General features: G+C 47.1%; 13 protein-coding genes. 7 read left to right on the forward strand and 6 right to left on the reverse strand.

Going from position 1 to position 13,185, the window contains the following annotated elements:
* Positions 1–381 precede the first annotated feature (381 nt).
* From EQP46_RS13350 to EQP46_RS13360, 3 genes are all read left to right on the forward strand, one after another.
* The gene (locus EQP46_RS13350) at positions 382–1,911 is read left to right on the forward strand and encodes a DUF1800 domain-containing protein (RefSeq protein ID WP_129494136.1); all 1,530 of its coding nucleotides are present in this window, start codon (positions 382–384) and stop codon (positions 1,909–1,911) included.
* Positions 1,908–3,230: a DUF1501 domain-containing protein gene (locus EQP46_RS13355; RefSeq protein WP_129494137.1), complete on the forward strand. Its 1,323-nt coding sequence runs from the start codon at positions 1,908–1,910 to the stop codon at positions 3,228–3,230. The genes EQP46_RS13350 and EQP46_RS13355 overlap by 4 nt, the downstream gene beginning before the upstream one ends.
* Before the next feature lie 198 nt (positions 3,231–3,428).
* Positions 3,429–4,001 (forward strand): class I SAM-dependent DNA methyltransferase, encoded by a 573-nt coding sequence (locus EQP46_RS13360; protein WP_129494138.1) that lies wholly within the window; start codon positions 3,429–3,431, stop codon positions 3,999–4,001.
* Between the two features lie 75 nt (positions 4,002–4,076).
* On the opposite strand, the gene punC is transcribed toward EQP46_RS13360, so the two are convergent.
* Positions 4,077–5,288, reverse strand: coding sequence for a purine nucleoside transporter PunC (gene punC, locus EQP46_RS13365; protein WP_129494139.1), 1,212 nt, complete (start codon positions 5,286–5,288; stop codon positions 4,077–4,079).
* A gap of 181 nt (positions 5,289–5,469) precedes the next feature.
* On the opposite strand from punC, the gene punR reads away from it, so the two are divergent.
* Positions 5,470–6,372, forward strand: coding sequence for a DNA-binding transcriptional activator PunR (gene punR, locus EQP46_RS13370; protein WP_129494140.1), 903 nt, complete (start codon positions 5,470–5,472; stop codon positions 6,370–6,372).
* A 119-nt stretch (positions 6,373–6,491) separates the two neighbouring features.
* On the opposite strand, the gene EQP46_RS13375 is transcribed toward punR, so the two are convergent.
* Entirely contained in the window at positions 6,492–7,034 is a 543-nt protein-coding gene (locus EQP46_RS13375; protein ID WP_129494141.1) for a hypothetical protein, read from the reverse strand.
* A gap of 199 nt (positions 7,035–7,233) precedes the next feature.
* Between EQP46_RS13375 and EQP46_RS13380 the strand changes: the two genes are divergently transcribed.
* Positions 7,234–7,854, forward strand: coding sequence for a LysE family translocator (locus EQP46_RS13380; RefSeq protein WP_129494142.1), 621 nt, complete (start codon positions 7,234–7,236; stop codon positions 7,852–7,854).
* A 276-nt stretch (positions 7,855–8,130) separates the two neighbouring features.
* Here EQP46_RS13380 and EQP46_RS13385 read toward each other — a convergent pair whose 3' ends face one another.
* Entirely contained in the window at positions 8,131–9,381 is a 1,251-nt protein-coding gene (locus tag EQP46_RS13385; RefSeq protein WP_129494143.1) for an Nramp family divalent metal transporter, read from the reverse strand.
* Between the two features lie 54 nt (positions 9,382–9,435).
* The gene (locus EQP46_RS13390; protein ID WP_129494144.1) at positions 9,436–9,822 is read right to left on the reverse strand and encodes an ectoine synthase; all 387 of its coding nucleotides are present in this window, start codon (positions 9,820–9,822) and stop codon (positions 9,436–9,438) included.
* Positions 9,823–9,999: 177 nt separating this feature from the next.
* Between EQP46_RS13390 and EQP46_RS13395 the strand changes: the two genes are divergently transcribed.
* Complete coding sequence (locus EQP46_RS13395; protein WP_129494145.1) at positions 10,000–10,875, forward strand: LysR substrate-binding domain-containing protein; 876 nt, start codon at positions 10,000–10,002, stop codon at positions 10,873–10,875.
* Between the two features lie 60 nt (positions 10,876–10,935).
* Here the strand turns inward: EQP46_RS13395 and EQP46_RS24115 are convergent, their stop codons facing one another.
* Together EQP46_RS24115 and EQP46_RS13400 are read right to left on the reverse strand one after the other, a co-directional pair.
* On the reverse strand, positions 10,936–11,079 hold the full coding sequence (locus tag EQP46_RS24115) for a hypothetical protein (protein WP_161972863.1): 144 nt from the start codon (positions 11,077–11,079) through the stop codon (positions 10,936–10,938).
* 61 nt (positions 11,080–11,140) lie between these two features.
* Positions 11,141–12,115: an MBL fold metallo-hydrolase gene (locus EQP46_RS13400; protein WP_129494146.1), complete on the reverse strand. Its 975-nt coding sequence runs from the start codon at positions 12,113–12,115 to the stop codon at positions 11,141–11,143.
* A 138-nt stretch (positions 12,116–12,253) separates the two neighbouring features.
* Here EQP46_RS13400 and EQP46_RS13405 point away from each other — a divergent pair, with 138 nt between their 5' ends.
* A complete protein-coding gene (locus tag EQP46_RS13405; protein ID WP_129494147.1) occupies positions 12,254–13,162 on the forward strand; it encodes a LysR family transcriptional regulator in 909 nt (302 codons plus the stop codon).
* The last annotated feature ends 23 nt before the right edge of the window (positions 13,163–13,185 follow it).

Raw genomic sequence — 13,185 nt, forward strand, 5'->3', positions numbered from 1 at the left:
CGCCCAAATAAAACAAGCGCTAACGGGCGGTTTTTTATACGACATAAATCATGCGTAAAATTTGGCGAAATAAATTACGCTAATTAAAGGGAGAGAAATAACTGAATTACCAATGCCTTGCGAAGCATTATTACAAATTCCCGTTGCAATAATTAGAACATTAGAGGCGGTTAGCTCATTAGGCTGTAAATAGTCAATGATATATATGTTTCATATATGAGATTTAATCTATTATTCTGATTCTCTCCCAATAAATAGATCGACTTTATTTGCAGAGTGAAAGATATGAATATTCTTAAATGTGTGTCCAATGGTTCAAAAGTGATACTGAGTAGTAAAAATACAAATCACTTTTGCCCGACTCATTTAAGGGTAATTGATATGCAATTTGATTCTTTCACACATGCTTCACGTTGGTTAGATTTAGCGACGTTTGGTCCGAAGCAGGGCGAGGCAAATGCATTAGTCAACAAACGCGCTAAAGCTTGGTTCGATGAACAAGTGAAACTGCCGGCTTCCTCTCACTTAAAGCAATGCGAAAAACAATTCGCCGCTCAAGGTTACGGAAAAATGATATCTCGCTCTACACGCATTCGTGCTTGGCTAGATATCGCGCTGTATGGCGATGACCAGCTACGACAAAAAGTAGGTTATGCGCTCAGCCAAATCTTTGTGGCCTCAGATCAAGATGCAACACTCATTAATCACACACCTGCAATCGCGCACTATAACGATTTGTTGTGTGAACACGCATTTGGAAATTACCGCGATTTGTTAAAGGCTGTCTCTCTATCACCTGTGATGGGGCATTACTTGACCATGGTAGGTAATCAAATGGGTGACCCGCTAACAGGGCGTCGTCCTGACGAAAACTATGCGCGTGAGATTTTACAGCTATTTTCTGTTGGGCTGTATGAACGTGACATTGATGGTTCCTACATCATGGGAAACAACGGTCAGCCCTTGGCCTGTTACGACGAAAAAGACATTCAAGAACTGGCACGCGTCTTCACTGGCTGGGACAGTCTTGATAGCCACATGATTGAAGCCATGACCAACAATGGTAAGTACCATGACCCAGGTGAAAAGACCATCATGGGACACCGTTTCCCTAAGAACGTCGATGCCGCTGTAGAAATGGATCGTGTGATGGATGTATTGCTGCATCACCCTTCTACTGCGCCTAACATCAGTAAAGGGTTAATCCAAAAACTCACCACATCTAATCCTTCACCAGACTATGTTCGCCGTGTAACCGAAGTCTTCCTGAATAATGGAGAGGGGGTTGTTGGCGATTTGAAAGCAGTGGTTTGGGCAATACTTGCAGATGAAGAAGTCTACACCGCACCGCCAATGAGCATGAGTAAGATCCGAGAGCCTTGGTTATCTTTGGTGTACATCTACCGTGCATTAGATGCACAACCGGGCGCAGGCAGCCCATTGGTAGAAACAGATTTGGTCTATCTGAAAACCTGTAACCAATATCCTTTAGGTTCACCGTCTGTGTTTAATTTTTACTTACCTGATTACGCACCCAGTGGTGTAGTAAGTGAAAACAATTTGGTGTCTCCTGAATTACAGATTATTGATTGGTCCCATATTATTTATGTTCACAATTTTATATATGGAATATTCAGACTTAATCTGCAAGATGAAAATAAACCACTGAAAAAACAGCTTTATATCAACGTCGAAGATTTAAAAACGCCATTCGACACGAAAGACATTCACGGATTTATTACCGCAGTGTCTGAACGATTTTTTAATGGCGCTATGCCGGTAGAACTGCAACACATATTGTCTGATCACTATAACGGACTCGATATGCACGCAGGTAAGTGGGTTCAGCGATTAATGTTTATCGCTTTATCTTCCCCATATTTCCACGTTCAGGAGAACCGCGCATCATGAAACTAACACGTCGAGATTTCATCAAATCAGCCGGTATTGCAGGCGCAGCTGCTGCCGCACCAATGAGCTTTAGCCTTCAAGCACGAGGCGTTGAAGACTACAAAGCGCTTATCTGCATTTTCCTCAATGGCGGTAACGACTTTTTCCATCAGGTTTTGCCGCTGGATAGCGAAAATTTTAATAAATTCAACGCATCACGCCAAGGCATTGCTGTGCCACGCAGTCACGTTATGCCACTCAATATTAAAGATAAACATGGCGTTCAGTTTGGCTTGAACAAATCCATGCGTGCACTTATGCCATTGTTCGATAAAGGCCAAGCCAATGTGGTGATGAATGTCGGGCCTTTGCTTGAGCCGACATCCAAAGAAGATCTTGAGTCTGGCCGTGTGGAACTGCCGCCGTATTTGTTTGCTCACAACAAACAACAAGAGGTATGGCAACACAGCTGGATGGGGAAGAACTACAGTGAACACGGTTGGCTAGGGATGTCGATGGACGTGATGGCTCGCTCTATGGCTGACATGCCAAATTGCTTCTACACAGGCCCGAACTCCATCTTGAATAGCTACTCAACGGATAGCATGTTCGTGAACAAAAATGGCTTTCAAGAGTTGCAAGCGTTGTCGAGCGCAGTCATTCGTTCTAGCTACGAAACCATGGCAAACCAACATTACGATTCACCGCTGGTGGCAGGCTATGCCAATGTTGTTCAACAAGCCGTGTCGGCGCAAAAACAAATGGAGCCGATCGTTGAAGGCATCCCAATGGATGACCGTATTCCGACATCGAACCTGGGCACCCAGTTGCGCGGCATCAAGCAAATGATCGACGCAGCACAGCTTCTGGGTCACAACCGTCAGGTGTTCTATGTCACTATCGGTGGTTTTGACACCCACGATAATCAAGTTCGCCGTCAAGATGACCTGATGAAAGAATTTTCAGAAGCGGTTGCAGGGCTTTATGACGCGCTAGAAGCCGATGGTTTATCTGAAAACGTACTGACCTGTTCATTGTCAGAGTTTGGACGCACCATGCACGACAATGCGCGAAAAGGCACTGACCACGGTTGGGGTGGTGGACAGTTTATGTTTGGCGGGCCAACGCGCGGCGGCGAGTGTTGTGGTGAGTACCCAGATTTCACACGCGGCGGCAAAGATGACAACGGTGAAGGGCGTATCATCCCCAAAATCGCGCATGAGCAATATGCCGCTTACATGGTGAAGTGGTTAGGGCTAGGGAATAGTGCTCTCAATACCGTGTTCCCGACCTTGCCGAAATTCGGTGGGCCGATGGAAATGAAATTAGTGTCGCGCTGAATCTGCGCCATCAAACCCAAACAATGTACAAGCCAGAGCCTATTGCTCTGGCTTTTTTTATATCGAAAATTTCAGTTATCTAGGCAAGAGATGAACCAATAACTCAATACCAAAATAAAACGCACAAGGATTGGTGGCAGCGAATAGTGATTTGCCCTAGTATTTTTCTCTCATTCGCCAAGCTGTAGGAAGCAGAACATGAGTAAAAGCTGGGATGATATGGCTGCAGAATGGGATTCTAATGCAGCGGTTATCGCCTATTCAGAAAAAGTAGCCAGTGCGTTGGCGAACGTTGTGGCAATCAAAGGAAGTAAGATCTTCGATTTTGGGTGTGGCACGGGTTTGTTGACAGAAAAGCTGTCGCCGAAAGTGACCTCAATCACTGCCATCGACCCCTCTGTGGAAATGATCAATGCATTGAAAGCGAAACAGTTGCCGAACGTGAGCACCGTGGTTGGTGTGGTTGATGAAATGTTCGTTCGAGAATACAAACAAGCGGGCCAGCGTTTTGACGTGATCGTGGCGTCTTCGTCACTCGCTTTTGTGCCAGATTATCAAGAAACCATCGCGTTGTTAGCCATGTTGTTGGTAGATGGTGGGTTGCTCGTGCAGTGGGATTGGGAAAAGAGCGAGAGTTCAAGCGCGGGTTTTACTGTGAGTGAAATTGAAGAAGCGTACACGAACGCAGGCTTGAACGTGATTTCAACCTCCATTCCTTTCAACATGGGGGACATGCGTGTTCTGATGGGGGTCGGTCAGCGCACGGCATAAACAAAAAAACCGCCGAGAAGGGCGGTTTTTTTATATGGCTTACATTGTTTCTACGACTTACATTGTTTCGATGAATTATGCCGCTTGTGGGCTTTCTTCAATCGTCGCGCGGTTGCCGTTCCAGCTCAGAACAAGGCCCAGCGCAACTGCAGCCGCAGCGCCCATCATTACCGCAGACACTGTTAGCAAACCGCTCACTGCCATCGCAGACACAATGCCACTCGCTACAAAACAAATCATGGTTTGCAGGAAGTTCAAGAGACCAGCAGCGGTTGCGCTACAGTGTTTGAAATCTTCCAACGCTTTATTCACCACGATTGGGTAAATTGCACCGTTCGCCACTGCTAGGAAGCAGAATGGGATCAATACAGGCCAAATGTTGGTGACATCAGACTGCCAAGACACCACGAAGATGGCCGAGACACTCGCGATAAACAAGCCAACAAACCAAGGTAGAAGTACTGAACCATCAAATTTGTTCAACAATGCGCGGCAGCTGTATCCACCCACAATGAACGCGATAGTTTGTGGTACATAGCTCATGCCAATGTCAGCACCGCTATAACCCATTTCCGTCATCACAAACGGTGAGCCTGTTAGCCAAGCAAAGAACGCCGCTGAGCAGCCCGCGAAAATCAGCATGTTGCCAACAAACTTACGTGAACTCACGATGTGCTTGTAGTCACCAACCAATTTCGCGCCAATTTTTTCGTTCGTGTCTACAGCAGGTGCACTTTCTTCTTGGCGAAGCGTGGTAACCACCAGCAATACACCCAAACCTATCAGCGCAATGAAAATGCTGCGCCAGCCGAAGTGAGATTCCAGTGCTGCACCTGCAAGTGGCGCTAAAGCAGGCGACAAAGCCACTAACGGCATCACCGTTGCGAAAACACGTTGAGATGTTTTGCTGTCATAACGGTCAATCACGATGGCTTGCCAAATCACAGATGCACTGCATGCACCTAGCGCTTGAACAAAGCGCGCAGCAAGAAACACTTCAATACTGTCGGATAGGAAACACGCCACTGTCGCTGCAGTGAACAGCGCCATACCGCCAACCAGTACCTTAATACGGCCAATGCGGTCAGACAACGGACCGTAAACCACTTGGCCCAATGCCATGCCCAATAGGAACACAGTCAGAGATAGGCCGATCATGGATTGCGTCGTACCCATTTCAAGACGGATGTTTTCAAAAGCGGGTAGGTACATATCGGTTGCAAGGAAGCCAAGCATGCTCAAGCCTGCAAACCACACCATTGTTGTCATAGGAACAGAATTTTTCATTTTACGTTGTCCGTTCGTTTATCAATGGTGTGGAGTGTATCCGCCACAAAAAAGTCTGTGAAACGGTAAAATTTCTCAACTGCTTTCAAAAAATTTGATTTGAAGCCTAAGTGTGACCAATATAAAGCAATAATTGTTCACGCTTTAGTGAACAGCTCAGTGAAAAAGGGCTTCTATCCTCATGTTCTCTTATCCCGATCTTCAAGTTATTGATGCCGTAGCAAGACGCGGCAGCTTCTCGGCTGCGGCTGAAGAGCTTCATAAAGTGCCCAGTGCGGTGAGCTACACAGTTCGTCAAATGGAAGAAAAGCTTGCTGTGAATTTATTTGAACGCCTGCATCGCTCGGTAAAATTAACCCCAGCGGGGGCGTTTTTCGTCGAAGAGGCACGCGGATTAATGAAGCAAATGGATGAGATCCGAGTGCAGACCCAGCGTGTTGCAAATGGCTGGACGCGCAGTGTGTCGCTCGCGCTGGATAACGTGGTGCGAGAAGATCGTGTCGATTCACTGGTGCGTGATTTTTATGATGCGTTTCCCGATGTCGAACTGCTGCTGACGATGGAAGTGTTTAATGGCGTGTGGGACGCCTTGGCTTACGATCGCGCAGACATTGCCATTGGGGCGACGGCAGCGGTGCCAGTGAGTGGAAACCTCAGCTATCGTGATATGGGTATTTTGACGTGGCGTTTCGTGGTATCGAAAAATCACCCGTTAGCCGGCGAGCAAGAACCGATTCGTCACGAACAGCTATTGGGTTATCCCGCCATTTGTTTGGAAGACACTTCGCGCATTTTACCGAAGCGAGCCACATGGTTGCTTGATAATCAACGTCGCTTAACCGTCCCTAACTGGCACAGTGCGATTCAGTGTTTTCGCAGTGGATTAGGGATTGGCGCAATGCCATCACACATGGCGGAACCGTATTTGAAAAGTGGCGAGTTAATCGAAAAAACCTTGGTTGAGCCGCCAAGTAAAAGCCCGTGTTGTATCGCATGGCGAACCGACAAAGAAAACCCCGCAGTGAATTGGATATTGGATTACTTGGGCGATGCAGAGAAAGCACATCGCGAGTGGTTGGAGTAGCAACTTTAGGATTCGAAAAAGCAGGGTTTCTGAACATTGACCAAAGTCAGCCTCAAAGGAGACTTTGGTCGTTCTTGTTACAGCTTACGGAATCGATACCGCCCAAGCTTCTTTCACGTTCACAGTAAATGAGCGGTTGCTTGGCGTGCTTCTTTTTCCATGGGGGCGTTGTAGTAACCGTAAATGAACATTTGCATGAGGTATTGTCGTGTTTGTTCAGTCAGCCCTAACTCTTCTGCTTGTTTTACATGAACAAGCTCATGGGGAAGCAGATCACGCTGATTCTTATAACGATGGTGTATCCATATACCATAGCCGTAGGCGTAGCCCGCCATATTCGGGTTGGTATACCCCACGCGCTTAGCGATTTCTAGCAGTTCAGGGTCTGTGGGTGTAGGCAATTTATCAACGTAATAAACGCGCACTTTTTCAGGGTGTTGAACACCCATTTCCTTCGCAATCACAATTTGAGCATCGGTGAGAGGTTGTCCTTTTTTTAACGCCTCTTTTTGGGCGTCATGGACAAACGCACTCGCGGCAGGCATCAGTTTATTAACACCATCAATCAGTTCATGCGGTGGATTTGCATATATCTCATCTCGGTTTACACACCCCGTTAGAACGAGCAAACCTAAGCAAAGCGTAAATACCTTTTTGTTCATTATGAATCCTGCATCTTTAGGTTATTTGGGTATAGGGGGAAACTATCATCTAAATAAAGGGTACTGGGTTGCTTTCAAAACGTTCTTGGAGGCAATACGCAGTGTGGAAAGAGTCTGATGTAACACGTGGATTGACGACCCTTGTTGTTGGCACGTAATCTGTTTCTCTATGGACTGGTGACTAAAAAGAGAAAAGGCCGTGGATCTGCTTTCATTACTGCTTTTCGTGCCCGCGTGTTTTGCTTTGAACATGACACCGGGGCCGAACAATCTCCTCGCGATGAATAATGCCCGTTGTTATGGCTTCTCTTCAGCCATGGTCGCGAGCGTGGGGAGGCTTGTTGCATTTTCCGTCATGATTGCGCTTACTGCCTCTGGGTTGGCGGTCATTCTCTATGCATCTGAAACGGTCTTTTTTGCCATTAAGCTGTTTGGGGCACTGTATTTGTTTTGGATTGCTTTTCAATTATGGCGATCCACTGCGCTACCGATATTAGAGGGTAATCCTCAAAAAAGTGTGCGCGCTCTATTGCAGCAAGAGTTTGCGTTAGCGGCGGGTAACCCGAAGGCGATTCTAATTTTCACTGCTTTCTTGCCACAGTTTGTCGATGTGGCGGGCAGTGTTAATCATCAATTCTTTGTTCTTGGTGCAACATTCTTGGCGCTCGAGTTCCTAGCGATTGCCGTCTACGCCTTGTTTGGTCTTTATCTTCGTCACTGGTTTAGCAATCCGAGAATGGCAGCATGGTTCAATCGAGGTTGCGCTTTGGTGTTGGGCGTGTCTGGTGGCAATTTACTGCTGATGGACAAACAGTCGTAGCTGGAAATGCAGAAAGTCGAAAGCCATCCGATAGGGTGTTTTTTTTATGTCGCTTTACGTCATGTCCCATTTTTTGATGACAATACGTTAAAGGATGCAAGTACGTTCAATGCAGGGCGAACATCATTGCATGACACAGAAGCGTTGTTCTTCCGCGCTCTTTTTACATGACCTGTCGTTGTGATAAAAAAAAGCAGCTCAAAAAAGCTGCTGAATGTTGGACTCGGTGCCGCATGTGAATCAGTGTCGTTCTGCGGTTCTTATTATCGCGTTCGCTTATGCCATTCCTCCGAGTGAGGATACGGTTGAAATAAAGCTTTTTGCGCCTAAAAAGATCGTGATCAAGCTAATCAGAATGCCAAAGCCGAGAGACACTTTGCTGTTGACGTATTCACGCATGAACTTAGCTTGGCTCGTTATCATCACCAGTAAAATCACGGCAATGGGCAGGATAATGCCGTTCAATACCTGAGCGGAGATGATGACGAAAACAGGGTTTAAACCCGTCGCGGAAATGAAAATACCAAAAATCAAAATAGACAGATTGGTGAAGAAAAAACGCTTATCTGATTTGTCGTATTTCCAGCCAAACAGGCCAGCCAGCACATACGACGCGCCAAGCGGTGTCACAATGGCTGACGATAATCCCGCTGCAATTAGCCCCACACTCAGAAATGGGCTCGCAAAATCGCCAAGTACGGGTTCGAGTGCTTTCGCCATGGACGCAATACTTTCTACCGACGTGCCTTTGATAACGGTACCTGCTGTGATCATGACAGCGGCAGTAATAAAGCCCCCCACGGTGATCGCGACGATGATATCGAGTTTAGACAGCTCCAACTGATCGGTACTGGCAAACGCCTTTTTGGCATTAATGGCATGAACAAAGAAGTTGTAAGGCACAATCGTTGTACCAATCAACCCCAGAACCAAAAACATGCCGCCATCAGGAATGGAAGGAATAAGCCCGCTGGCAACGTCAGACCAGTTGGGACCTACCGCAAAGACCGCGACAAGAAACACCACCGCCATGGTGGCAACTAAAACCATGAGTAGCTTTTCTATCAGCGCAAACGGGCCGAAATTGATAAGCACCAAAATAGTGATACCCACCAGTGGACCAAGTATTTGCGTAGACACACCTGTTAGTGTCGATAACCCTGCAGCGGACCCAGTGAGGTCGCCACCCATATAGGCAATACAGCCAAGGGGAATAGCGACACCGACGAGGCCTCTCGCTAAGTGTTTTAGCGCATTGTTTTCAAAGGTTTTCGAAATGGCTTCAGACAAACCTTGTCGTGTGACGACCCCTAATCGTGCCGCCATCTCTTGTAGAACGATTGTCGCGACGATGGCAAAGAGGATGGTCCAGAGTAGGTGATAGCCAAAATCTGCGCCGGTTCTTGTTGCCGTGGTGATAGTGCCAGGGCCAATGAATGAACCGGTGATGACAACCGCAGGGCCAATGGCTTTTACTTTATCTATAAATGTGTATTTCGTTGATGATGTGGTGTTTGAGGTCGACATATAATCCCTCCTTGGGCGTACTGCATATGTTCTCGCTAAAGTGTGGTGTCGCTTTTAGTAAGCGGACCCTTCTGGGTTATTGAGATCGTGTTTTTCAGTGCCCGAAAGGGGCGGGTTGAAAACACTCACCAAAATCAGATCTTCCGATTGGCCTCCACGCAAGAAGTGGGGGTCGTGTTTGTCTAGCACATAAATGTCGCCCGTTTTGATTGGGTACACATTGCCATTCATGTCCTCTACTTCCCCTGTGCCTGCAATGCAGTAACACGCTTCAAGATGGTTTCGATAATGCAGCTTAGATTCAGTGCCAGCGCGAACCACGGTGTGACAAACGGTAAAACCAACGCCATCTTGTTGGGTCAAGAGTCGGTGACTCGTTCCGTTTCCCCAGTTTACAAATCGGTCTGTTGATTCAACGTCATTAAGTGATCGAATAAACATGGTGTCTCCAAGTGTTAGAAATATTCAAAAAAGAAGACGTTCAGATACTTTGTCACCATCATCGAGATTGCGACACGTCTGAGTGTATGAGGCTGCTAACCTTGAAGAAGATGATGAATTGAAGCGTCAGGCTGAACAATTGATCTAATTTCAACTCACTTGTTAGAAATACTTACAATGAAGTTACCGCCCTTATCTGCGATAAAAGCGTTTGAAGCCACCGCGAGGCATCTTTCTTTCTCCCGCGCAGCGGAAGAATTGTTTGTCACTCACGCGGCAGTAAGCCATCAGATAAAAAACCTTGAAGAGTGGTTTGGTACCAAGTTGTTCCTTCGTGAAGGGAGGGGTATCCGGCTTTCGCGCTCAGGTGAGTCGCTGTATCGAAAAGTGTCTCCCGCACTGTTTGATATCGCTGATGCGTGTCGAACAGTGAAAATGTTGGTTAACAAAGAGTCACTCACCGTAGGTTGTATTCCGTCGATTGCGAATCGTTGGCTGGTGCCAAACCTGAATACGTTCACATCCTCACACCCTGATTTAGATGTAAAAATTGTCTATGCGACGGTGGATGACACATTAGAAGACAATGAGCTGGATGTGCTGATTACCACCGGGCAGGAGAAAGGGCATCACGTTGTGTCTCGTTGGTTGTTCTCTCGCGCCAATAAACCTGTGTGCAGCAAAGCATTTTTGCAGTCGCAGGGGCAGTTAGACACGCCTGAACAAATGCTCACCGCGCCGCTCATTCATGATGAAAATCGAAAAGGGTGGCAGGAGTGGTTTGAAGCGGCCGGTGTCCCTTGGAAAGCCACGGACAGTTGGCCGCTTTATCAAGATTTCAATTTACTTGCGACGGCAGTGATAGCAGGGCATGGCATTGCGCTTTGTCCTGTTGAGGTATTTCGATTGGAAATAGAGCGAGGAGATTTAATTGTCTTGTCAGACATTTCCACTAAAAACGACATGGGTTATTACGCCAGTTACCGCGAGAACACCACGGATGTTGCCGTTCATTTTGTTGGATGGTTCGCGCAGTTTGTCGCTGATCATTGAGAACGATGACACGCACTTGCGAAGCCAAAGCCAAAGCCAAAGCCAAAGCCAAACAGCACGTTACCCTGTGGCGTTTGCCTTTTCTGCCGTGATAGTCAATACGGGCAGGTACTCTGCCACACAGGCTGTTGCACGTGCTCGGTGGGTATCAACCATACTGGCGGAATACGTTTCACCGTAGACGTCGTCTTCGCAGGCTAACATAGAAAATAAGAAGCCATCCGAGAGGATGGCTTTTTTAGTGCGTTGCTATATGTGATGTCGATTACTTCGACGACAAGTCTTTGTACGCCGCAGGCACGTTTAAACCAGGGTGCACCCAATCACGAAGGGCGTAACCTGTAAACTCTGGTAACTGCACTTTGGCCACTGTTTCTTGGAGTGTTAATCCGTCATCGATAGCCGCTTGTACTTGTGTTTTTACCGCTTCAAGGTAATCAATGTGCCATTGAATATCGTCAGGCGTCATTGGTGAACCATGGCCCGGAATAACAGTGGCATCATCTGGCAAGAAAGCGCGCACTTCTTGCAGTGACTCAAGCGTTTCAAGCAAATGGCCGCCAAGCAACCAAGGTAGAGAAGGCTTCACAGCCACAATTGGATTACCTGTCCACATGGTTTTTGATTCCGGTTCCCAGATGAACAGATCACCACCAGTCTGAGCGAAACCAAAATCCATGATTTCGACCATCTTGCCACCTAGGTCGAGGGTGATTTTTCCGCCGTCACCAACAAGAATGTCTGCGTCTGTTGGCAAAACTTCTTCGATACCACGGCCTTTGCCGAAGTTTTGCATCATGAACTGTGTGTCGTGTTCAAAATGGGTGTCGATGTAATCTTGTGTTTCTTGGTGTTGAATGATTTTTGTCTCTTTCGGCAAATACATGTTGCCGTATGAGTGGTCACCATGAGAGCTGGTGTTTACCGCATAAATGATTGGCTTGTTTGCTTCCGCTTTTACCATGCCTTGGACTTGCATGTTCAAACGTTTGTTCAGCATGGTATCGATGATTAACACGCCTTTATCACCCACAATGAAACCGCCACTGGTCGCAACAGGTAGGCCTTTGCTTTCTAGTTCTTTTGCGTCAGAAGGATAGTAAGCGTAAACGCCGTCATCCAACTTCTCTGAAATCAGTTGTACTTTGTTTGCATCCCAAACAGGCTCGTTAGCCGTCGCCATTGATGCGCCGAAAACCGCGGTTGATAGGAGAGCTGCAGTAATGATGTTTCTTTTCATTATTTTATCCGTCCATTTTGTTTACTTCCTGTACGTTCCTTGAAAGTATAGAAATTCAACCACGAAGAATAAACACAGCCACTGGTAATAGTGTGTTCTCTGATTAAGAACAATCATGGGAGGGGGAGCGAAGGGAAAATGGATAAGTTCACAAACATGGAAACCTTTGTGCGTGTGGCGGAGTTCGGCAGTATTAGCGGCGCTGCTGATCACATGGAGATTGCCAAATCAGCGGTAAGTAGGCGTTTGAAAGAGATTGAGAATTACCTCAATGTGCAGCTTTTCCATCGCACCACGCGCTCCATGCACCTCACTGACACGGGTAAAGCCTATTATGCGTATTGCCTGCGGATTCTTGAGGATGTACGGGAGGCCGAGCAAGCAACGTCGCAGGCGCATTGCGTGCTGCGCGGATCGTTGAAAGTCGCGATGCCTTCGACCTTTGGCGTGATGCACATGAGTGCCGCCATTAATGATTTCTTGCTTGAGCACCCGCACATTGAGTTCGACTTGGATTTCAATGACAGGCAAGTTGACCTGATTCAAGAAGGGTATGACCTTGCGATCCGCATTGCCGATTTGCCGGATTCCACGTTACTTGCTCGTCGAATTGCCCCGATAAAACATGTGATTTGTGCTAGCCCATCCTACCTCGAAAAACATGGAACACCGACATGCCTGAATGAACTGTCAACGCACCAATGCCTGAGTTATAGCTTGAGTAAAGACACTCAGCATTGGCGGATTCAAACGGCAGAGGGGGTTCAAAAGAAAGTGAAAATAAATACGGTAGTAAAGGCAAGCAGTGGAGAGTACCTGCTCTCGGCAGCGATTTCTGGCTTGGGCATTACCCATTTACCCACTTTTGCAGTATCGGAAGCCATTCAGCGAGGAGAACTTGTTCGTATTCTGGATGGTTGTGGATCCAACGCGTTAAATGCCTACGCCGTGTACCCGCAAACCCGTCATCTTTCCCGACGCGTGCGGCGCTTTATTGATTTCCTCGCTGACAGATTTGCAGGAACACCTTATTGGGATGAGGTTTAACGGGCGCAAACCTTGGTTGTACT

Source organism: Enterovibrio baiacu, from assembly GCF_004120195.1.
Taxonomy (GTDB): domain Bacteria; phylum Pseudomonadota; class Gammaproteobacteria; order Enterobacterales; family Vibrionaceae; genus Enterovibrio; species Enterovibrio baiacui.

What these genes read in the sequence shown, in the direction of transcription:
- EQP46_RS13350 (WP_129494136.1), top strand. Translation starts at nt 382, where the DNA reads ATGCAATTTGATTCTTTCACACATGCTTCACGTTGGTTAGATTTAGCG.
- EQP46_RS13355 (WP_129494137.1), top strand. Translation starts at nt 1,908, where the DNA reads ATGAAACTAACACGTCGAGATTTCATCAAATCAGCCGGTATTGCAGGC.
- EQP46_RS13360 (WP_129494138.1), top strand. Translation starts at nt 3,429, where the DNA reads ATGAGTAAAAGCTGGGATGATATGGCTGCAGAATGGGATTCTAATGCA.
- punC (WP_129494139.1), bottom strand. Translation starts at nt 5,288, where the DNA reads ATGAAAAATTCTGTTCCTATGACAACAATGGTGTGGTTTGCAGGCTTG.
- punR (WP_129494140.1), top strand. Translation starts at nt 5,470, where the DNA reads ATGTTCTCTTATCCCGATCTTCAAGTTATTGATGCCGTAGCAAGACGC.
- EQP46_RS13375 (WP_129494141.1), bottom strand. Translation starts at nt 7,034, where the DNA reads ATGAACAAAAAGGTATTTACGCTTTGCTTAGGTTTGCTCGTTCTAACG.
- EQP46_RS13385 (WP_129494143.1), bottom strand. Translation starts at nt 9,381, where the DNA reads ATGTCGACCTCAAACACCACATCATCAACGAAATACACATTTATAGAT.
- EQP46_RS13390 (WP_129494144.1), bottom strand. Translation starts at nt 9,822, where the DNA reads ATGTTTATTCGATCACTTAATGACGTTGAATCAACAGACCGATTTGTA.
- EQP46_RS13395 (WP_129494145.1), top strand. Translation starts at nt 10,000, where the DNA reads ATGAAGTTACCGCCCTTATCTGCGATAAAAGCGTTTGAAGCCACCGCG.
- EQP46_RS24115 (WP_161972863.1), bottom strand. Translation starts at nt 11,079, where the DNA reads ATGTTAGCCTGCGAAGACGACGTCTACGGTGAAACGTATTCCGCCAGT.
- EQP46_RS13400 (WP_129494146.1), bottom strand. Translation starts at nt 12,115, where the DNA reads ATGAAAAGAAACATCATTACTGCAGCTCTCCTATCAACCGCGGTTTTC.
- EQP46_RS13405 (WP_129494147.1), top strand. Translation starts at nt 12,254, where the DNA reads ATGGATAAGTTCACAAACATGGAAACCTTTGTGCGTGTGGCGGAGTTC.